Annotated in this window: 18 protein-coding genes, 2 tRNA genes and 1 pseudogene; 6 read left to right on the plus strand and 15 right to left on the minus strand. The window is 47.9% G+C overall.

What is annotated here, in order from left to right:
- The 6 genes from SHK35_RS04830 to SHK35_RS04855 all read right to left on the minus strand — a co-directional run.
- A partial coding sequence (locus SHK35_RS04830; protein ID WP_318708860.1) for a PepSY domain-containing protein occupies nucleotides 1-971 on the minus strand: 971 nt, incomplete at its 3' end.
- A 108-nt stretch (nucleotides 972-1,079) separates the two neighbouring features.
- Nucleotides 1,080-1,931 carry an anti-sigma-I factor RsgI family protein gene (locus SHK35_RS04835; protein ID WP_318708861.1) on the minus strand — a complete coding sequence of 284 codons (852 nt, stop codon included), beginning with the start codon at nucleotides 1,929-1,931 and terminating at the stop codon, nucleotides 1,080-1,082.
- On the minus strand, nucleotides 1,928-2,653 hold the full coding sequence (locus SHK35_RS04840) for a sigma factor (protein WP_318705394.1): 726 nt from the start codon (nucleotides 2,651-2,653) through the stop codon (nucleotides 1,928-1,930). The genes SHK35_RS04835 and SHK35_RS04840 overlap by 4 nt, the downstream gene beginning before the upstream one ends.
- A gap of 299 nt (nucleotides 2,654-2,952) precedes the next feature.
- Nucleotides 2,953-4,113 (minus strand): DUF3048 domain-containing protein, encoded by a 1,161-nt coding sequence (locus SHK35_RS04845; RefSeq protein WP_318708862.1) that lies wholly within the window; start codon nucleotides 4,111-4,113, stop codon nucleotides 2,953-2,955.
- Between the two features lie 183 nt (nucleotides 4,114-4,296).
- A complete protein-coding gene (locus SHK35_RS04850) occupies nucleotides 4,297-4,791 on the minus strand; it encodes a hypothetical protein (RefSeq protein ID WP_318708864.1) in 495 nt (164 codons plus the stop codon).
- A 102-nt stretch (nucleotides 4,792-4,893) separates the two neighbouring features.
- On the minus strand, nucleotides 4,894-5,757 hold the full coding sequence (locus tag SHK35_RS04855; protein WP_330638186.1) for an AAA family ATPase: 864 nt from the start codon (nucleotides 5,755-5,757) through the stop codon (nucleotides 4,894-4,896).
- Nucleotides 5,758-5,918: 161 nt separating this feature from the next.
- Between SHK35_RS04855 and SHK35_RS04860 the strand changes: the two genes are divergently transcribed.
- Complete coding sequence (locus tag SHK35_RS04860) at nucleotides 5,919-7,280, plus strand: MATE family efflux transporter (protein ID WP_330638187.1); 1,362 nt, start codon at nucleotides 5,919-5,921, stop codon at nucleotides 7,278-7,280.
- An 82-nt stretch (nucleotides 7,281-7,362) separates the two neighbouring features.
- On the opposite strand, the gene SHK35_RS04865 is transcribed toward SHK35_RS04860, so the two are convergent.
- Both SHK35_RS04865 and SHK35_RS04870 read right to left on the minus strand, forming a co-directional pair.
- Complete coding sequence (locus SHK35_RS04865) at nucleotides 7,363-7,791, minus strand: flavodoxin family protein (RefSeq protein ID WP_318708865.1); 429 nt, start codon at nucleotides 7,789-7,791, stop codon at nucleotides 7,363-7,365.
- Nucleotides 7,792-7,816: 25 nt separating this feature from the next.
- Nucleotides 7,817-8,971, minus strand: coding sequence for a cyclophilin-like fold protein (locus SHK35_RS04870; RefSeq protein WP_318708866.1), 1,155 nt, complete (start codon nucleotides 8,969-8,971; stop codon nucleotides 7,817-7,819).
- 248 nt (nucleotides 8,972-9,219) lie between these two features.
- Between SHK35_RS04870 and SHK35_RS04875 the strand changes: the two genes are divergently transcribed.
- Both SHK35_RS04875 and SHK35_RS04880 read left to right on the plus strand, forming a co-directional pair.
- Complete coding sequence (locus tag SHK35_RS04875; RefSeq protein ID WP_318708867.1) at nucleotides 9,220-10,092, plus strand: LysR family transcriptional regulator; 873 nt, start codon at nucleotides 9,220-9,222, stop codon at nucleotides 10,090-10,092.
- Nucleotides 10,093-10,158: 66 nt separating this feature from the next.
- Nucleotides 10,159-10,527 (plus strand): MerR family transcriptional regulator, encoded by a 369-nt coding sequence (locus SHK35_RS04880; RefSeq protein ID WP_318708869.1) that lies wholly within the window; start codon nucleotides 10,159-10,161, stop codon nucleotides 10,525-10,527.
- A 102-nt stretch (nucleotides 10,528-10,629) separates the two neighbouring features.
- Here SHK35_RS04880 and SHK35_RS04885 read toward each other — a convergent pair whose 3' ends face one another.
- Complete coding sequence (locus tag SHK35_RS04885) at nucleotides 10,630-11,889, minus strand: IS110 family transposase (protein WP_318708870.1); 1,260 nt, start codon at nucleotides 11,887-11,889, stop codon at nucleotides 10,630-10,632.
- 313 nt (nucleotides 11,890-12,202) lie between these two features.
- Between SHK35_RS04885 and SHK35_RS04890 the strand changes: the two genes are divergently transcribed.
- The 3 genes from SHK35_RS04890 to SHK35_RS04900 all read left to right on the plus strand — a co-directional run bounded on the left by SHK35_RS04890 (nucleotide 12,203) and on the right by SHK35_RS04900 (nucleotide 14,212).
- Nucleotides 12,203-12,640 carry a cupin domain-containing protein gene (locus SHK35_RS04890; protein WP_318705401.1) on the plus strand — a complete coding sequence of 146 codons (438 nt, stop codon included), beginning with the start codon at nucleotides 12,203-12,205 and terminating at the stop codon, nucleotides 12,638-12,640.
- A gap of 34 nt (nucleotides 12,641-12,674) precedes the next feature.
- Entirely contained in the window at nucleotides 12,675-13,364 is a 690-nt protein-coding gene (locus SHK35_RS04895) for a carboxymuconolactone decarboxylase family protein (protein WP_318708920.1), read from the plus strand.
- Between the two features lie 284 nt (nucleotides 13,365-13,648).
- Nucleotides 13,649-14,212: an Ice-structuring protein gene (locus tag SHK35_RS04900; protein ID WP_318708872.1), complete on the plus strand. Its 564-nt coding sequence runs from the start codon at nucleotides 13,649-13,651 to the stop codon at nucleotides 14,210-14,212.
- A gap of 11 nt (nucleotides 14,213-14,223) precedes the next feature.
- On the opposite strand, the gene SHK35_RS04905 is transcribed toward SHK35_RS04900, so the two are convergent.
- The 6 genes and pseudogenes from SHK35_RS04905 to SHK35_RS04930 form a co-directional block, all read right to left on the minus strand.
- Entirely contained in the window at nucleotides 14,224-14,937 is a 714-nt protein-coding gene (locus SHK35_RS04905) for a LysR family transcriptional regulator (protein ID WP_318708873.1), read from the minus strand.
- A 40-nt stretch (nucleotides 14,938-14,977) separates the two neighbouring features.
- Nucleotides 14,978-15,607 (minus strand): TetR family transcriptional regulator, encoded by a 630-nt coding sequence (locus SHK35_RS04910; protein WP_318708874.1) that lies wholly within the window; start codon nucleotides 15,605-15,607, stop codon nucleotides 14,978-14,980.
- Nucleotides 15,608-15,739: 132 nt separating this feature from the next.
- Nucleotides 15,740-15,841, minus strand: a pseudogene (locus SHK35_RS14170) (flavodoxin); the annotation flags it as partial.
- A gap of 186 nt (nucleotides 15,842-16,027) precedes the next feature.
- Nucleotides 16,028-16,111 (minus strand) — tRNA-Leu (locus SHK35_RS04920).
- Nucleotides 16,112-16,114: 3 nt separating this feature from the next.
- A tRNA-Tyr gene (locus SHK35_RS04925) sits at nucleotides 16,115-16,196 on the minus strand.
- 77 nt (nucleotides 16,197-16,273) lie between these two features.
- Complete coding sequence (locus tag SHK35_RS04930; RefSeq protein ID WP_318708875.1) at nucleotides 16,274-18,124, minus strand: hypothetical protein; 1,851 nt, start codon at nucleotides 18,122-18,124, stop codon at nucleotides 16,274-16,276.
- Nucleotide 18,125: the final 1 nt, after the last annotated feature.

Consider the following 18,125-nt stretch of genomic DNA (forward strand, 5'->3'; position numbering starts at 1 on the left):
ACTCCGTCGTTGTTCGGGCCGTAATCCGTATCGTTGTAATCCGTTACTCCGTCGTTGTTCGGGCCGTAATCCGTATCATTGTAATCTGTCACTCCGTCGTTGTTCGGACCGTAATCCGTATCATTGTAATCCGTTACTCCGTCGTTGTTCGGGCCGTAATCCGTATCGTTATAATCCGTTACTCCGTCGTTGTTCGGGCCGTAATCCGTATCATCATAGTTGAGAGAGCCACTGCTGGCAGCTGGCTCCTGGCTCTGCGTTACCGCAGCCTTATGCTCAGCTCTCAGAACCTTTCCGGTTACCGCATGGATATCATATTCATATTCATTTCCGTTCGCAGTAAATTCCAGCTCAAAAACTGTGGTACCGTCGTCATGGTCAAACTCCTTATCCTCAAACATTGCATCCGCCGCTTTGACATTTGCCTGAGCCAGCGCAATTTCTTGTGCTTTTTCCAAGGTAATATAAGGAGAAGGACTGCCGCTTTCGGCATAAGCTGAATCATAATCGTCTTGTTCAATCGTCACAACGCTGGAAGAAAGACCCAGCCCTTTCACCGCTTCCTGCGTGCTGGTACTCATATCAACCAGAAAATCATCGTCTGGAAGTATCGATCCGGGCTCAAGCTGCAAGACGATATTCTTTTTATTTCCGTCAATATCCTCTACGAAGTAGCCCGCTTCATTGATTTCTACAATCAGATCCTTTAAAACATCCTCACAGTTTTTGCCGATATAATCCAGATACGTTTCCACAATGCCTTTCCCATCATCGTTCCTGCCAGTTAAAGCAGTCACACGCCCCTCTTCGTCATATGCAATCTGAATTTCCGGATTAACGCTTAAAATAAGTGTGCCTGTTTCCTGCAATGCCTTCCCCTCTGCAGCAGAGTATCCACATCCGGTCAGAAGGACTGCTGACGCAACAGCCAGGGAAGAGACCGTCACTAAAATTTTTCTTCTTTGTCTCATATCGATTGCTCCTTTCAGTTTCTATTTGGCTTTTGTTTTACCTTACATTCATAGATTACGGAACTCTAATTTCAAAAGTGGGGTAATCTGGAAATTTTTGAAATAAATTTAGTCGTCATCATCGTCATCGCCATAGTCGCTGTAGTTACTTCCACCGTCGTCACTATCTGGAGCATCGTCATAGTCTGTATTTCCATTATCCGTATTACCATAATTGCTGGAACCAGAAGATGCCGGAGGCGTAACCGTTGGCTGAGATGGCTCCGGCAGCGGAGCCGACGGCGTTTGCTCTGGCTGGGATTCCTCCGGCAGCGGAGCCGACGGCGTTTGCTCTGGCTGGGATTCCTCCAAAGAGGAGCTGTCCTCCATGCTTTCCTCCCTCTGCATGCTTTTATGGTTGACAATTTCAATCGTAATCCGTCCGTCTAAATGCTCCGCCACTCCTACACGAAGCTCCGCTCCATATTCCTGAAACAGCGCTTCGTCCGGGGAATCAATGGAGAACGAAACCTGCCCGCCCTCAGAGAGGAAGCCCATCTCTATCGCCCGGTCAATCAGCTCATTAGACACCGTTACTTTATTCTTGCCTTTTCCGTCATAGCCTTCCAGCAGTCTTTGCCCATCTTCATTCACTCCTGCAAGCCCCACAACCGTGCCCTGCCGGTTCAAATCCAGCTGTACCTGCGGATTGATGGTGAGATAGATTCGAGAATAAGGCCGCATATAGCTCTGATAATAGCTGACGCCCCAAAATAGCAGAAAGCAAACTGCGACTGCCGCAATTCCGCTGCTGATCCACCTGATAGTGTACTTCTGCTTTCCCGGGCTTTCCTTCATCAGCACGGGCTCGTATACCGTCTGCCCTGTTTCGTAACGAAGATTAGCCGCTTTAAAAAATCTGCCTTCTTCATCCAAAAGCACCACATAACCAGGGTGACATTCCATAACCAGATAACTCATCGCGCTGCCACTCCTTTCATCACCTGCTTTAAATGCCCTCGGATAATTTCATAGCCGTTAGTATAAATCAGCAAAAGGGCTACCATGTATTTACGATGTCTCTCCAGTGTTTTTCGTTCCACACCACTGCCAGAGGCAAGCCGTCCAATGGGCAGCCGTTTTGTCTGCAGCATTTCGTCTAACAGCTCCGGATTTTCCTTTGCATATTGCAGCGCCCTCTTGCAAGCCTCCAGCGTACGCTGCTGCTTTGGACAATTATCTGCCACATCGCTGAGGCTGACCCCAAATTCCTGCATCTGCCGGCTCAGCTCTTCAATTTCTGTCCGGGTAGCATCCCGGGATGCCGCATTTTCTTGATAGTCCTGTCCATCGGCCAGCGTTTCCTCAAGAGTCGTATCCTCCTCCCCGGTCGGCGTACTCAGTGAAATCACATGCCTATGGCGCTGTTCTTTACGGCTGTAATCGATCAGACGGCTTTTTATCAGCATAGACGCATATTTCAGGAAAGCCCCCCGTGTGCGAGAATAGCTTCCAATGGCTTCGTGAAAAGCAATCATGGAAATGCTTAATTCATCATCATGCCCTTCAATGGGCGGACGCTTTAAGAATTTTGCTGTTTCCGCCTTTATAAAGGGCATATATGTACCGATAAGGTGGTCTGCCGCCTGTATGTCATTTTTTGCCGCATAGACCTGTTGGACAATTTTGTGCTCATCATTCATGCAGCAATCTCCTCCTATATATAGAAATACGGCCCCTGCTTCTTAAAACTGGGGTCGCTTCTGCAAAAATTTATTTACGAAAGCTTTTGATAAAATTTTATATCAGCTTAGATTGAGGTGAAACCGCAATTTCGTAAAGACCATGTAAAATCAAACTAAAATGCCTGATTATTTTGGCTGATTTCAGGAGGATTTTCATATGCTGTCGAGAAACCGGGAGCTTTCAGCATAAAAAGAGAAAGAGGCAGCTGTTTCTAATCAAAGCTGTCTCTTTCTCATAACCGGCCTGATGCCGGACTTTATTCATAGGACATATACTGAGAATACTCATCCCAGATATTGCAAATCCATGTTTTCCCCTGATTGAACACGATTTCATTGCCGTTCTCATCCAGGAAAATATTGGGATCATAATCCCCCTCCCGGCTCCAGGTTCCCTTGATCACCCTGCCGTTTGTAAACACATAGGCGTCTCCCGTTCCATGAACGCCAAAGGCCAGATAATCCAGATTTGCAGGATCTCTTACCTCTCCATGACAGATTTTGAATACCACATTGCTCACGGCAATCTGTTCTCCATTCATTTCATCCGTGTGGGCAGCGCCGTACTGGGTACGGTAATATAAGCCGTCCTCTTCATTATAGGTAAAGCAGGGATTGGCATTGCCGTAACCGCCGCTGTTGGAGGAGGTGCCTCCGGGATAAATCTTGGTTGCCTCAGGATAATCCGCATATTCCGCCCGCTGTCCGTCCGCAGCGAAGGTAAAAGCCTGCACAAAACGGTCCGTATATTCCGTCTCATACCCAAGACGGTCCACAGCCTCATTGTAGCCGTCAATAAACAGATAGCCCGTATATTCCGTGGCATAGCCGGATCTGGAAATACGGTCAAAGGCCTCCGGAGCGGCTACATCTATGCCCTCCACCGCCTGGCTTACATTGTCAATTCTGTCTGTGTTGATGATCGGCCCTACAAAGGGAATTGCAAGGCCCCAGTTTACAAATATGGAATCATAGGCCATAGCCTCATACACATAATAATCCCGGGCGCTGCGCACAGGCCCAATGTGATCCAGATCGTCATAATCCTCAAACAATGCCATGAGACGAGTGATACGTCCCTCCACAGGCGCCTCGTACACAATGCTCGCCTGAGAAATGCCATACTGGGGCAGGGATGGCTTATTGTTCGGCATAATCACTGCCATATTTCTTCTCTTTACTACAGCCTCATCCTTCCACTCCCCTGTGAGGTAGCTCTGCATCTTGCCGTCCACCACGGTCCGTTCTGTAATCACAGTGTCTCCAGAGGGCTGCGCCTGGTCCTCTCCCCCCTGTATTTCACTGGCTATGGGCTGTCCCTCCACAGTGTGGACTACAGAAGCCGCATCTTCGTTATTTCCACAGCCTGTAAGAATACCCATTGCCACAATCATTGCTGCAAGTACTTTCTTTTTCATACAAAATCCTTTCCTTTTGTTACTGGGCCCTTTTCCTCAGGGCTGCCTGTCTTATTTTAGCTCTTTCTAATGCCTTTTGTCTATTTATTTGCACAAAATTTTCTTAGAAATTTTTAGAAGCATAAACCCGGCGCCGTTTTCACAGCACCGGGCTTTCTTTTTTTCCGAGGTTCAGATTTTTTATCACTGCTGCGGTTTTTCTGTCTGCGCGGCCGTAGATTCCGGTGCAGGCTGAGGAGCCGGAGCGGGCTGGGGTACTGGTGCAGGAGCAGGCTGAGGCTGCACTTTTACAATTCCATATGCCCAGTCTGCAAACTTTCTGGCTCCAATAATATCCGCATCATTACCCTTCAAATTCTTTAATACACCCACAATGCAGAATACCAGCACAAAAATGCTCACAAGAGCTTCTACCAGTCCGTCTGCAACACCCCAGATATGGGAAATAATGGGAATCTCATACAAAAAGTCAAATACTCCCAGCACTGCGGATACTAAATTTCTTGCCACGCACAGGCAGATGGCCTGAATTACCTGGCGGGTTGCCCACTCATTTTTCTCCGCAAGCAGTACCACGCCCGCCAGCAGAAACAGCACTGTGGAATACCCCAGATATGCGAGAATAAACGCCGACACAGTGTAGAAGCACAGTCTAATTCCATATTTTCCTTTTTCCATTGATAAACCCTCCTCAATATTATTATTTTCAGGAATACATAATGTCAATATCAGTATAGCGTAAAAAGCAATTTATTGTCAATGAAAGATAAAATTTTGATGTCACTTGTCAAATTCCCCTTCATGCTCCTTGAAAAATTCATAATAAGCGCGCACGCTGGGGAGCTCTGTCCATTTTTTGACATCCACAGGCTCTTCGTCCATATCGTATATTTTTGCATTTTTTATGGACAGCACAAAGGGAGAGTGGGTGGAAATGATAAACTGGCATCCAAAAAAGCGGGCGGAGTCCTCCAGAAATTTCACAAGCTCTTTCTGTCTTTGGGGAGACAGGCTGTTTTCTGGCTCGTCCAGAAGGTACAGGCCATTGTCCTTTATCTTTTCCGAAAAATATAAAAAAGCGCTTTCCCCGTTGGAATGCTCCCGCACATTGTCCATCAGGCGGCTCCTTACATACTTAGACTGGGTTTTCCGGCGGGCGGTGGTCACCTTTTTGAGCTGTTCGTAATCCTCCAGAGAACGCATTTGAAAATGAGAATATTTGGCATCCAGATATTCCTCAAACAAATCCTCCCTTTTTCTGTCTACGCCCTCGTTGAGGCTTCTCAGATTCAGCATAAAATCAAACACATCATCACTAGCAATAATTCTGCTGCCCCTGGGAATCGGCTTGTACACTTCATAATCACACATGCCCGTATAATCCTCAAAAAAATTGCTGCGGTTGTACAGGGAATCCCTCTTAAGTCCCAGCTTTTCTGCAATCACATTCAGAGCCGTAGTTTTTCCGCAGCCGTTGCCTCCATATAAAATTGTGACAGGCTCAAAATCAAGCATAGTAAACCGGTGTCTGACCAGCACCTGAAAGGGATAATAAGAGTCATAGCAGGTTCTTCGTATCCCCATAAAAAAGCTGTGCTCCCGGTCCTCATCGGGAAAAGAAAAATGCTTTAAATAAATCATCATCTGCCTCCTTGCATTTCCTGTTTTTAGGTGTATGATATAGAAAGCATTTTACCATAAAAGGCAAAGGCACGAAACTGGGCATAATCACCAAAAACGGGTTCCAAAGCAGTGGCCGGAGTTTCTCACCTGACTATATTTTATACTGAGAAAGGAAATATGCCGTGAAGAAGCACGAAATGGACCTTTTAAGCGGGTCTTTGTGGAAAAAAATTTTGATGTACAGTATTCCCCTGATGTTTACAAACATCCTCCAGGTGGTGTTCAATATGTCGGACATTGCCGTGGTGGGAAAATTTGTGGGCCCCATTGCCCTGGGAGCGGTTGGCTCTACCAGTATTCTTGTAACATTGTTTACGGGGCTTTTGATCGGTTTGGCCAGCGGTGTAAACGCTCTGACCGCCTTGCACATCGGTTCCAGAAACGAAAAGGATATCCGGGAAACCGTACATACCTCCGCCATTCTCTGCCTGCTTGCGGGAATTTTGATTATGCTGATAGGCGTTTGCTTTGCGCCCGCCATTTTAGAGGCCATGAACACCAAGGAGGAGCTGATTGCTGACGCCGTGCTGTACCTGCGCATTTATATGCTGGGAATGCCCGCCCTTGCCCTCTACAATTTCGGCAATGCGGTTCTAAGCGCTGCAGGAGACACTAAGCGCCCTCTGTACTATCTTTCCCTGGCCGGTGTTATCAATGTGGTTTTAAATCTGTTTTTTGTGATCGTATGCCATCTTGGCGTTGCGGGAGTGGCCCTTGCCAGCATTATCGCCCAATATATTTCCGCCTCCCTGATCCTGCGGTCTCTCTTCCAAAGCCAGGAAAGCTTTTCCCTTCGCATGGCTTATCTAAGGGTGGACTCTGCCAAGCTGATCCGCATTTTGCGTATTGGCCTGCCCTCCGCCCTTCAGTATGCCCTTTTTGCCATCGCCAATCTGTTTGTGCAGACCAGCGTAAATTCCTTTGACCATGTAATGGTGGAGGGCAATTCCGCTGCCGCAAATGCGGATTCCCTGATCTACGATATGATGGCCGCCTTCTACACCGCCGCTGCAAGCTTTATGGCACAGAATCTGGGAGCGCACAAAAAGGACAGAATTTTAAAGAGCTATCTGATCAGCCTGACTTATTCCTTCTTCCTGGGGCTGATTCTGGGAGTGAGCCTGTATCTTTTCCGGTATCCCTTCCTCTCCATCTTTACCAGCGACAGCGCCGTGATAGAGGCGGGCATCAAGCGTCTCTCCATCATGTCCCTGTCCTACGCTGTTTCCGCCTTTATGGACTGCACCATCGCGGCCTCCAGAGGACTGGGCCGGACCGCCATCCCCACTGTTATTGTGATCATGGGCTCCTGCGTGTTCCGCATCATCTGGATTTATACGGTTTTTGCATACTTTGGCACCATAGAATCTCTCTATCTTTTGTATGTATTTTCCTGGCTCTTTACCGCTGTTGCAGAAGGAGTGTATTTCATCAAAATATACCGCCGCTGCATGGCGGCGGAGGGGCTGGCTGATGCGGCTTAGTTTCCTGGTATAAACAGGTTGGGCCCCGTCTTTGTAAGCCATTGGCTGATTTTTTCCGCCAGCTGATCTTTTTCATCCTCCATCACACCCAGGGCCTCCCGCACGTCTGCCTTGGGACACATTCGGGCAATATCCCGCCGGATATCGCCCACAGCCCCTCCACAGTGGGAATATTCATGTGCTTGCGCTGGATGCTGCTGTTGAAAGCGCAGAATCGGTCTACCAGGGTTTTCAGCTGGGCGGACATGCCATAATAATACAAAGGTGTAACAAACACCATCATATCTGCAGACAGAATCTTTTTACGAATTTCCTCTACATCATCCTTCTGCACACAAGGTCCCTCATAGCCACAGTGAATGCACCCAATACAAGGGTGTATCTCAGCGTGGGCTGCGTCAATAACCTCCACAGCATGCCCCGCTTCCTTCGCTCCCTGTTGAAAGCACTCTGCCAGCAGATTAGAAGAACCATTCTTGTTGGGGCTGCCTTCCAATATCACAATCTTCATTTCAAGCTCCTCCTTACTCCATTTCTCATCCGTTATCCGCTTCAATGGTGATAGTGCCTGACATTTCGCTGACCAGCTCCCCGCCCAGGACAGCCTGTCCCAGTTCAAATAAGGAGGAATTTTCACCATAGTCACCGTAGAACATCACCACATCCCCCCAGGGTGCGTAATAGGCCAGCGTTCCGGCTCCCCCTTGGGCCATGGGGGAATTGCTTGTATCCAATTCCTCCGGCGGATAAAATATTTTTTCATTGGTACTGTAATCCTCCACCTCTATGGTGAGGGGAAGCTGCTCATAAAGGGAATCGGCCGCCGTTGAATCGTTTAATTCATAGACCACTGTGTCTTCTCCAAACTGCACCAAAATCCGGCGGGACAAAGCCTGCTTCCCTTCTTGCTCCCCTTCTGTTTCCAAGGAATATCCCAATTCCCTTACCCAATTCTGGATGGCTTCCTGTGAGGAGGCCGCGTCCTCTTCGTAGCAGTCGAAGATATGATCCGAAATCAAGGCGTCAGGCGCTGCCTGAGTAATGATCTCCACGCTGTTTGCCAGGCCGCCGGTGCCATGGGAGCAAAACAGGTAGACCTGCTTGCCCGAAAGATCATTCTGCTCCAGGAAGGAAAGCAGCGCCATAGGCACACCATACCACCAATTAGGATACCCCAGGAAAACCACATCATAGCTCTCCAGATTCTCCACGCTCTCTTCCAGCTGGGGGCGTGCGTCATCGCCTCGTTCCTGATTGGCGCGGGCAAGGCATTCATCCCAGTCGCTGGGGTAGGGGTCCGTCACCTGAATGGAAAACAGATGCCCTCCTGTTTCCTCCTGCACCCAGCCCGCCAGCTGCTGCACGTTTCCCGGCGGAATGACGCTGGGGGAAGCAACAGCATCCACATCATCCGCCAAAACAGCGTTGTCCGCCCAGGAAAAATAAGCCACCAAAATATTTGTGGTATCCGTATCGCCAGACTGCTCCATGGATTCTGCTTCCTCTGTGGCCATACCGTGATCATTGCTTTCCGTTTCCGATACACTGTTGTCTAAAGCAGCCTCCTCCGTTACAGCAGTGACGCTGTCCGAGGATTCCGAAGCATTTGTCTGTGTTTCCTCCGACATTCCACAAGCTGTAAGCGAAAAAACCATTGCTGCAGCTGATAAAATCGAAAGTATCTTTTTCATCCATCATACCTCCCGTTGCTTTTTATTTTCTGGCCTTATTATAAAGCGGATCTCATCCGGTGGCTAATACTTATCTTTTATCCTTATCCATACATTTTTTGTATAGGTTCCAAAATATCAGCCTATCAACCATATCGTCTCCTCAAAATATAAGCTGGCCTTTTTTAAATAGCTAAAAAGCATTTGAAGAGTCAATATATTGATTTTGGGGCATATGCGTGATATCTTAAAACAAAGGAGGATTCAATATGGAAATCCGTGTTTTGAAATACTTTCTGATGGCAGCCAGAGAAGAGAACATTACAAAAGCCGCCACTCTGCTTCATCTGACTCAGCCTACCCTGTCCAGGCAGCTGATGCAGCTGGAGGAGGAGCTGGGCGTACAGCTCTTCCGCCGCAGCAAGCATCGGATCATCCTGACAGAGGACGGAATGCTTTTGCGCCGTCGAGCAGAGGAAATCGTAGCTCTGGCTGATAAAACAAAAGAGGATTTCCTGCACAGGCAGGATGAGCTGGCAGGCATCATATCCATTGGAAGCGGGGAGCTTCGAAGTTCCCAATTTCTGGCGCGCCTGATTTCAGGTTTTCAAAAGAAAAATCCCCTTGTTCAGTTTACCTTCTACAGTGGAAACTCCGACAATATCAAAGAGCGGCTGGAGCGGGGGCTTTTGGATGTCGGCCTTTTGCAGGAGCCAGTAGATATTGTAAAATACAGCTTTATTCGAACGCCCGTCCGTGAACAATGGGGGGCGTTTGTCAGCGTAGACTCTCCTCTGGCAGAAAAAGAGACTGTTTCGCCCGCAGACCTGGCGAACATGCCTCTGATTCTGCCCGGACGGGAAAATCTGCAGAACGAATTGCGTAACTGGTTCGGCTCCTATGGGGAAAATCTGCAAATCACAGCCAGCGGAAATCTTTTATATAACCTGGCCATGTTAGCCCGGGAGAACGGCAGCTGCGTTCTGACCCTTGATATGGCTTGTGAATATCCGGGAATGCGCTTCATTCCCCTTTCACCTTCTATGGATTCAGGTACTGTACTGGTCTGGAAAAAAGCACAGGCCTTCTCTCCTGCAGCCGACGCCTTCCTTGCTTATCTTAGAAATACTCAGAATGTATAACACAAGATTATTTATAAGCATTAGACATTATTTTTTTACCATAGCCTGTCGGGAAGGAGTGAATCAATGACTATACAAGAAGCCAGCGAGCGTTATAACATTCCCATGGAAATCCTGCGGGAATATGAAAGCTGGGGGCTGTGCGGTGAAATCAAGAAAATAATGGGCTCTTGGCAGTATGATGATACAGATTTAAAACGCCTGAGTCTGATTATGACCCTGCACGACATTGGGTTTGAAAGTTCCGAGATTGAAGCCTACATGCGGCTGCGGGAGCAGGAAGGTACAGACGCACAGCGGATGAGAATGCTGAATCAAAAACGCAGCTGCACACTGGATGAGATTCACTTCCGTGAACGTCAGCTGGAACGGCTGGATTATCTTCGCTTTCATATCCGTAAACAAACCATTGATACAAATTTCAAGGAGGAATAAGTTTGAAACAAAGAAGTAGAGGTTATCCAAGAACAATAGGGCATAGAAAATAAACCATCATAAAAGGTGGTTTTGAAAAGTAAATATGGACACAACACCTAATCAGGAAACAGGAATCACATTATCTTTGATGATATATCCTCGTTGTTTAAGCAGATTAAGTGCCTGTGAAGTAGTCAAGACTTTTGCTCCATTCACAGGACGCTGCTCAAGAAAGCCTTCCGGTGTATAGGGTTTTAAATCTGTAAGTATGTGCCAGATAGCGGTCAGGAGCATACGACAGATAGCAATAACAGCTTTCTTGTGGCCGCGCCGTGCTTTGATACGTCGATAACGGTTCGTAATTTCAGGATGTTTCTTGGATTTGATTAAAGCATTTGCAATCTGCACTAAAACTGGTTTAAAATAAGAACCAGCACGGGAAATCCTAGTGGATTTGATTTTGCGATTGCTTTGATCGTTACGAGGACAACATCCAGCCCATGAGACGAGGTTTTTAGCTGAGGGGAAGACAGACATATCACCTCCGATTTCAGAGAGCACCTGAATAGCAGTCATTGGGTTCTTATCGAATCCTGGCACGGTTCGAATAAGGGTAAGGGCTTCTTCGTATTTATCACTGAGACGAAAGATTTCCCGTTCTATTTCTGCTTTGTGCATTTCTAATTCATCGATGTGGTCAAGGCACTGCCTGAGTTTCACAGCCTGTTCAGCAGAGATGGCGCCATCAACGGCAGCCTGTATTTCTTCGATAGGAGTTTTACATCTGCTATCAACAAAAGGCGCTGCATCAAAGGTTTCCCCAGGGTGTTGTAAAATCTGTTCTGTAATAGAACGGGAAGATTTACCAAATACATCAGAAAAGACATCATCCAGTTTTAAGTTAGACACGGTAAGACAATTTTGAGCACGATTCTTTTCACCGGTAATCATACAGGTGAGCTTATATCGGTATCTTACCAAATCTCTTAATTCACGGATGTCAGCAGGTGGAATAAAGGAAGGTTTGACCATTCCGCACATATATAAATCGCAAATCCACTTGGCATCCTTGCGGTCAGTCTTATTGCCCTTTTGGGGCTTGGTATATTTGGGGTGGGAAAGAGTAATCCAGATGTTATTCTTCTCCAAAATGTTAAAAACAGGAATCCAATACTTGCCGGTAGATTCCATACAGACATCAGTACAGTGATATTTTGCAAGCCAGTCACACAGCTTTTGCAATCCTTTGGAAAAGGAAGAAAAGCGAGCCTGCTTATATTCTGTACGGCTGTGAGAATCAGTAATACCAATGCAGGCATAAATCCATGTTTTGTGGACATCAAGTCCACAGCAGTTGTTTTTTAAGATTTTAAACGACACAAAATAACCTCCTGATAATTATAGTAATAAAACTGACAGTGACTGGTCATCCGGCAAAATCGAGTCGACTTTGGAAGAGATAAGTTTACGGGCTACGGTAATGCGCCAATCATTGATGCCTTAACGGACGACCGACAACAAATAAGAATACGAGGTCGCCGCTATACAGCCCCGCCACTCACCTCCGCGTGTTCTGTAGTGTGTCAGTTTTATAAGAGAATAATATCAGAAGGAAGATAGATTAGAAAAGCGAAAGTCAGCCAACCCGTTTCATGACGCATTGGTGCCTTTCGCAGAAAGGCGGATTATAAGAATGAAAATCCAAGACAAAAACACATTTGACCAACAGAATGTTTTCGGCCAGGGAAGTGCCAACACCGCTTTTGCTCAATACTTTATTGGGAATTCCTATTTAAATCCCCTGACCAGGCCCGGTGAAAGCACCGTGGGTTTGGCAAACGTCACCTTTGAGCCGGGCTGCCGCAACAACTGGCACATTCATCATGCAAAAACAGGCGGCGGGCAGATTCTCATCTGCACTGCAGGTGAGGGTTGGTACCAGGAGGAAGGCAAGGATGCTGTAAGCCTCACTCCCGGCACGGTCATCGTCATCCCGCCGGAGGTGAAGCACTGGCACGGCGCCAAGGCCGACAGCTGGTTCAGCCACATTGCCGTGGAAGTGCCCGGCGAAGAAACAAACAACGAGTGGCTTGAACCGGTAGATGACGAAAGCTATTCCAAACTGCAGTAAAAAGGCCGAAATGCGAAAGGAGTTTTGCTTTATGATGAACAACTATCGGGCAACCGATCCGGAATTTATGGAACGCTTTGAGCACTTTGCCTTTGATGAAGTGGTAAACGAGCCTGGGCAGGAGCTGGAACCTGTCACCCGGCATATGGCGATTCTGGCCGCATTGCTGGGCTGCCAGGGAATTGACACTTTCTGGGAAGAGCTGCCTGATGCCCTGGATGCCGGTGTTACCCCAGTCATGGTCAAAGAGATTGTCTATCAGGCAGTGGATTATTTGGGAATCGGACGGGTGCTGCCCTTCCTGAAAGCCACAAACGAGATTTTAATGCAGCGCGGCGTGTCCCTTCCTCTGGAGGGCCAGGCTGCCACCACCATGGAAAACCGGTTAGAAAAAGGCGCTCAGGCCCAGGCGGATATCTTCGGTCCTCAGATGCTGGAGGCCTGGAAGGCCGGTCATATCAACCGCTGGCTGGCGGCTAACTGCTTTGGGGATTACTATACCCGCAGTGGCCTTACCCTGGCCCAGCGGGAGATGATCACCTTCTGCTTTCTGGCAGCTCAGGGCGGCTGTGAACCCCAGCTGACAAGCCATGCCAAAGGAAATATGAATTTGGGCAACGACAAGGATTTTCTCATTCGGGTGGTATCCCAGTGCCTGCCCTATATCGGTTATCCCCGCAGCCTGAATGCTGTAGACTGTGTCAACAAAGCAGCGGAGGGATAAGCTAAGCCACTACATCCCCAGCTCCCAACAGTTTACCAAGTCCGGTTCGGAAATATTGCCTATCTGCCCCGGACGGATAAATTTCCGGAGCTGGGGCATTCTTGTGTCAGCTTCTCGAACATATCTAATTTCTTTACTTTACAGCTGGAATCGATATTCTTAAGAATCTCTTAAAGTTAGGGACATCGCCTTTTTTTCTCAAAAGCCTTATGCTATACTTTGACAACCGGTTAAATTTTTCTGCAGAGTGCTTTTATTTAATAGAGAAAAAGGAGAAAATATATATGAAATTACGTTATTACTTAATGATAACCTTCTGCCTTCTGGCTCTGACCGGATGCCAAAGCCCCTCTCAGGAAGCTGCCCCGGCAGCTTCAGAAGCCTCTGAGACAACGGCGGCGCAGCAGACAGACCCCGAAGCAGCCACATCAACAGTTCAGGCAGAAAGTGAAACTCTTTCCCAAACCAACGTTGATCTGAAAGCTCTGACAGATCTGGTAGGAAAGGCCGACTCCGAGGTTACAGCCCTTCTGGGCCAGGGAGAAGAAATGCAAAACGGGGATGGACTTCTTTTGGAGCGCAGCTACACGCTTTCTCTTTTAGGAGAAAATGCCGATGTTTCCTTGTCCTTCAATCTATATCAGGAAGGCTCCGATTTACTGGAACAGGCAGTAATCAATTTAGGCCAGTCTGATTTAAGCGAATACGCCCAGACCTTGACCCAGTTATTTGGCGAGCCCACGGAATCCTATGAAAAGTCTTATATTTTCGTTTCCGATGGTAAGACTCTGATACTGGCCGATCCCTACGGCGATGGAGCCTATATCGAAATATCCCTGGAAGAATAAGTGAAAATTATTTATTCTATCTGGGCCCGGAGCATATTGATTTCCTGAATGAACAGAGAGGCTGCCGGAGAAAACAGATGCTTTTTCTTCCAGATCAGTACGCTTCGGGTCATATGCTCAGGATAAACAGGAACAAACCGCAGCCGGGGGCTGCTGTGAATGGCCAATGCCCCATCCAGGCAGAAGGCACAGCCCAGCCCCTCCTCCACCAGCAATGCCGCATTGGAAAGCAAGGTATAGCTCAGGGGAATGTTCAAATCCTTCTCCTCCCTTTTGAGCCAGTTGAGAATCTCTGCGCGGACCCTCTCCCGCAGCGGCAGGATCAGCGGATAATTTGCAGCCTCTTCGGGCCTGATGGATTCCCGGAAAGCCAGGGGATGATCGTCCCGCATAAGCACTCCCCAGGTTTCCTTTTGAGAAAGTCTGATAAAATCATACTTAACCGTGTCCACGGACTCCAGCAGGAGCCCTACATCCAAAAGCCCCTTATCCAGCCGGTCTGCCAGCTCTACAATTTCTTCTGCACGCTGCCGGAAAAAAATACCGTCGTCCGTCAGGGTCAGTCTGGATTTGCCCCGAAGCATCAGCGTCGTGCCCAGCTCCTTTTCCAGGTCAATCATCTGCCTGCTTAAGGTGGGCTGTGTCACATGCAGAATGTCCGCCGCTTTTGTAATATTCTCTTCCCCTGCTACTGCAAGGAAATAGCGAAGAGTGCGAAGCTCCATTGGCAGTTACCTCCACTTTCAGGGCTTTCTCCCCCATAAATTACGCAAATCCTTGCAGCAGCTTAAGCACCATTGACTTTGTAATTTCATAAATAGACAAAAAAACATAATCGGCTTGAGCCTGCTTTAAAGCTTCCTTTTGTTTATCCGTTACCACCGTATAAGGGTATATGCCAAACATAAACGGAAAAAAGGCATAGATAAACTCCTGTATGTCACGGACTGTCATCTGCGGAAAAAACTTTTCCAGGCAGCAGGTTACAGCGCGCATAGAATTCCCATATGCCCTCTTGAAAGCAACCAGGTTTTCCATTCGGCTATTGGCCTCCATGTCATAATGATTCATGGACATAAGCTTCAGCAGACGGCTGCGCCTTTCCAAGGAATGGGCCATTTCATCAGCAAATTCATCAACAGACAGCTTCTGACAGCTCTGCCGCATCGCATTCAAATCCTCAATCCATGCCTCGTACTCTTTCTGAAGCAATGCGAGAAATATTTCCTCTTTCGTATGAAAATAATAATAAATCAGCGTACGGGTAAAAGAGGTTTTTGCTCCAACATCCTTAAGCGTCACATCCTTGAAATTCATCGTTTCATAAAGCTCCGCACAGGCATTTATGATTTCCTCTTTTCTTGCGTTGGTCATTTCTTCTGAACCCTTTGGCATAAATGGCACTTCCTTAATTGCTTATCTATTCTATCACAGTTTTTGCCCACTTTTCCGCTTCCGCATAGCCAAGCACTCTGCCTGGCTTCCAGGCTGCAGCCGGACAATGGGACTGCAGGCTTTGCGCCGCTTTTTCAATTCCGCCAAATCTGCGCTGATAGCTGCAGCAATCCTTTCTGCTGCTTTGGCTGTCACTCCGCTGGCAGAAAAATAAGCAACCAATATTTTTTTCATTTTCTTTCCTCTCATTCTGCCGCGCAAGCGGCTTTGTAACCAGAAGGAACTTTGTGCGGCAGCACAAATTCCGGATTGAAAATTTTAATTTTCAATCTTTACACCTTCTCTCCTTTTTTTGACACTGTGTCAATATATAAACAAAAAAAATACAACGAAAATGTTGTATTTTTGTCATTTCTATACTGCTGGTAACCGGACTTGAACCGGTACGAGGTCGCCCCCGAGGGATTTTAAGTCCCTTGCGTCTGCCTATTCCGCCACACCAGCAAATGGATGGAGGTGGATTCGAACCACCGAAGCAATTTGCAGCAGATTTACAGTCTGTCCCCTTTGGCCACTCGGGAATCCATCCACGCAAGGCAAATGCCTTAACAATGTGAAATTGTATCACAGTTTTACACAAAATGCAAGCAAAAAAAGCTTGCCCTCTTATGGCTCCATGGGCGCCTTCTCAAAATAGTAGAGCACAAAAGGATATTTTGCCAGCTGCATTTCTCCGTAGCCCGCTATGCTGTAGCCCTTGGCTGTCATCTGATCAATATCGCTCTGGGACATGTAATCAGGAGTAAAGTACCAGAACCTGTCAGCGTCCGTGCTGAGATAATTGCCGTTGATTACTTCATTTTCCGGGAAATAAAAGGCTAACACCGTCCATCCAAGATGCTGGACACCGTTGCTTACCAGCTTTACCTCCTCAGGCACCTCTCCCATCAAAGAAAGGGTTTCGGCCGTCTCCTGCTCCTGCCTGTTTACCTCAGCGCTGTAGGACTGGTAATTCTGTATTCCCATGCCAAACAGCAGAGCCAGAACCACCACCAAAACGGCCTTACCCGCTTTTACAGGCCATTCCTTTTTCCATTTCCCGCCCAGCCTTCCAAGAAGCCCAAGGATGCCGTTACACTCTATCACCAGGGTCACAAAAACAACCGCGCTCAAGGGGTACAGATATCTCTCTGCCAGCACGGGCCCCATCAAAAGGCACAGCACATAGGCAAACAAAAGTGTGCCAATCACAGTAAGGGCTCCCACTGCTGCGGCGTATGTAGTATCGGACCAGGCTCTTACAGAGGGTGTATGTATCAGTATGCCAGTCCTGCCATCCTGCCTTTTTATCTCAAAGAACGAGGACTCCGCCAAAAGCAGAATCAGCAGGAAAACCACAAACAAAGGAAGCAGAATCCGGCTCATAGAGGCTCCTCCGGTGAGCATCACAAGGCTTTGCTTTAACGGCAGCAGCTGTGACATCCACCAGTTATTGCTGACGCTTTCCGTGGTGGAAAGCAGACGCTGCAGCCAGGGCAGATAGCCCACAGCAAACACCACTATGGACACAAGCCCCTTGATCCAGGCTTTTCCCCTGTAACGCACAAAATAAGCCACAGCCGTGACAAACAAAAGAATCCCGGCGCTTACCAGCGCGTAATAATGGGCATAAGCCCCAATCAGCGCCCAAAGCACCATTCCCACCCAGGCTGCCTTCCCTCCGCACAGCACCCGGAAGGAGCAGTAAAAGCAGGCCGCCATGGCCAGAAAAGCCAAAGCGTACATTCGCACCTCCAGATTGTATTCCAGACAGGAGGAGGCCAGACCGGAGATCATCACAAAAAATGCCGCCGGGATATTTCCAAAGCGCTTGCGGAAAAAGGTCACCGCCATCACAAGACCGGTCCCAAAGGGCACAAGAGAGGCCAGATGATACACCGGCACTGTGTAACCAAACAGCTCTCCGAACAGCTTCAGCCAATAATAGTACAGAGGCGGATGGCTGTCCCAATAATAGAGCACCTGCATAATGCCCGCCATGGATTTTTGGGCCGTGTTGGCGGAAAAGGCTTCATCCCCCCACAGTACATTGTCAAACATCAGGCTTACGTTGAGAAGCACTACAAACAACGCCAGCAGATAGATACCGGCGGGAAACACATATTTTCGTACAAACCGCACCAGCCACACACTGCGGTATTCCTCCCAGTCCACCTTCACTGAAACCTTCCGGCAGCTTAACAGCCATTCTCCTCCAGCCGTCACAAGAGCCGCCAAAAGCTCCACTGCCGCAAATTTCAAAACAAAGGAAGGGGATCTGTCTATCTTTTCCCAAAAGGAGGTTCCCTCGTCGCATAAAAATACCATAGCTCCGGAGGAAAGCAGAGTAACCAGGAGAGTATATGCCCCATAGCGTAATACCGCCTCCCCTGTGGTGAGCTCCTTTCCCTTATGATAGCTGCGCCAAAGCAGCAGAGGTATTATGGGAATCAGTAATCCGAATATGACCGCCTGCATT

It is taken from the genome of Candidatus Acetatifactor stercoripullorum, from assembly GCF_944382095.1.
Taxonomy (GTDB): Bacteria; Bacillota; Clostridia; order Lachnospirales; family Lachnospiraceae; genus Acetatifactor; species Acetatifactor stercoripullorum.

Bases quoted from the DNA above. Each gene is read 5' to 3' on its own strand.
- SHK35_RS04930 (WP_318708875.1), bottom strand. From the start codon at position 18,124: ATGCAGGCGGTCATATTCGGATTACTGATTCCCATAATACCTCTGCTG.
- SHK35_RS04840 (WP_318705394.1), bottom strand. From the start codon at position 2,653: ATGAATGATGAGCACAAAATTGTCCAACAGGTCTATGCGGCAAAAAAT.
- SHK35_RS04855 (WP_330638186.1), bottom strand. From the start codon at position 5,757: ATGATGATTTATTTAAAGCATTTTTCTTTTCCCGATGAGGACCGGGAG.
- SHK35_RS04900 (WP_318708872.1), top strand. From the start codon at position 13,649: ATGAAATTACGTTATTACTTAATGATAACCTTCTGCCTTCTGGCTCTG.
- SHK35_RS04850 (WP_318708864.1), bottom strand. From the start codon at position 4,791: ATGGAAAAAGGAAAATATGGAATTAGACTGTGCTTCTACACTGTGTCG.
- SHK35_RS04835 (WP_318708861.1), bottom strand. From the start codon at position 1,931: ATGAGTTATCTGGTTATGGAATGTCACCCTGGTTATGTGGTGCTTTTG.
- SHK35_RS04865 (WP_318708865.1), bottom strand. From the start codon at position 7,791: ATGAAGATTGTGATATTGGAAGGCAGCCCCAACAAGAATGGTTCTTCT.
- SHK35_RS04845 (WP_318708862.1), bottom strand. From the start codon at position 4,113: ATGAAAAAGAAAGTACTTGCAGCAATGATTGTGGCAATGGGTATTCTT.
- SHK35_RS04870 (WP_318708866.1), bottom strand. From the start codon at position 8,971: ATGAAAAAGATACTTTCGATTTTATCAGCTGCAGCAATGGTTTTTTCG.
- SHK35_RS04910 (WP_318708874.1), bottom strand. From the start codon at position 15,607: ATGCCAAAGGGTTCAGAAGAAATGACCAACGCAAGAAAAGAGGAAATC.
- SHK35_RS04905 (WP_318708873.1), bottom strand. From the start codon at position 14,937: ATGGAGCTTCGCACTCTTCGCTATTTCCTTGCAGTAGCAGGGGAAGAG.
- SHK35_RS04890 (WP_318705401.1), top strand. From the start codon at position 12,203: ATGAAAATCCAAGACAAAAACACATTTGACCAACAGAATGTTTTCGGC.
- SHK35_RS04895 (WP_318708920.1), top strand. From the start codon at position 12,675: ATGAACAACTATCGGGCAACCGATCCGGAATTTATGGAACGCTTTGAG.
- SHK35_RS04880 (WP_318708869.1), top strand. From the start codon at position 10,159: ATGACTATACAAGAAGCCAGCGAGCGTTATAACATTCCCATGGAAATC.
- SHK35_RS04875 (WP_318708867.1), top strand. From the start codon at position 9,220: ATGGAAATCCGTGTTTTGAAATACTTTCTGATGGCAGCCAGAGAAGAG.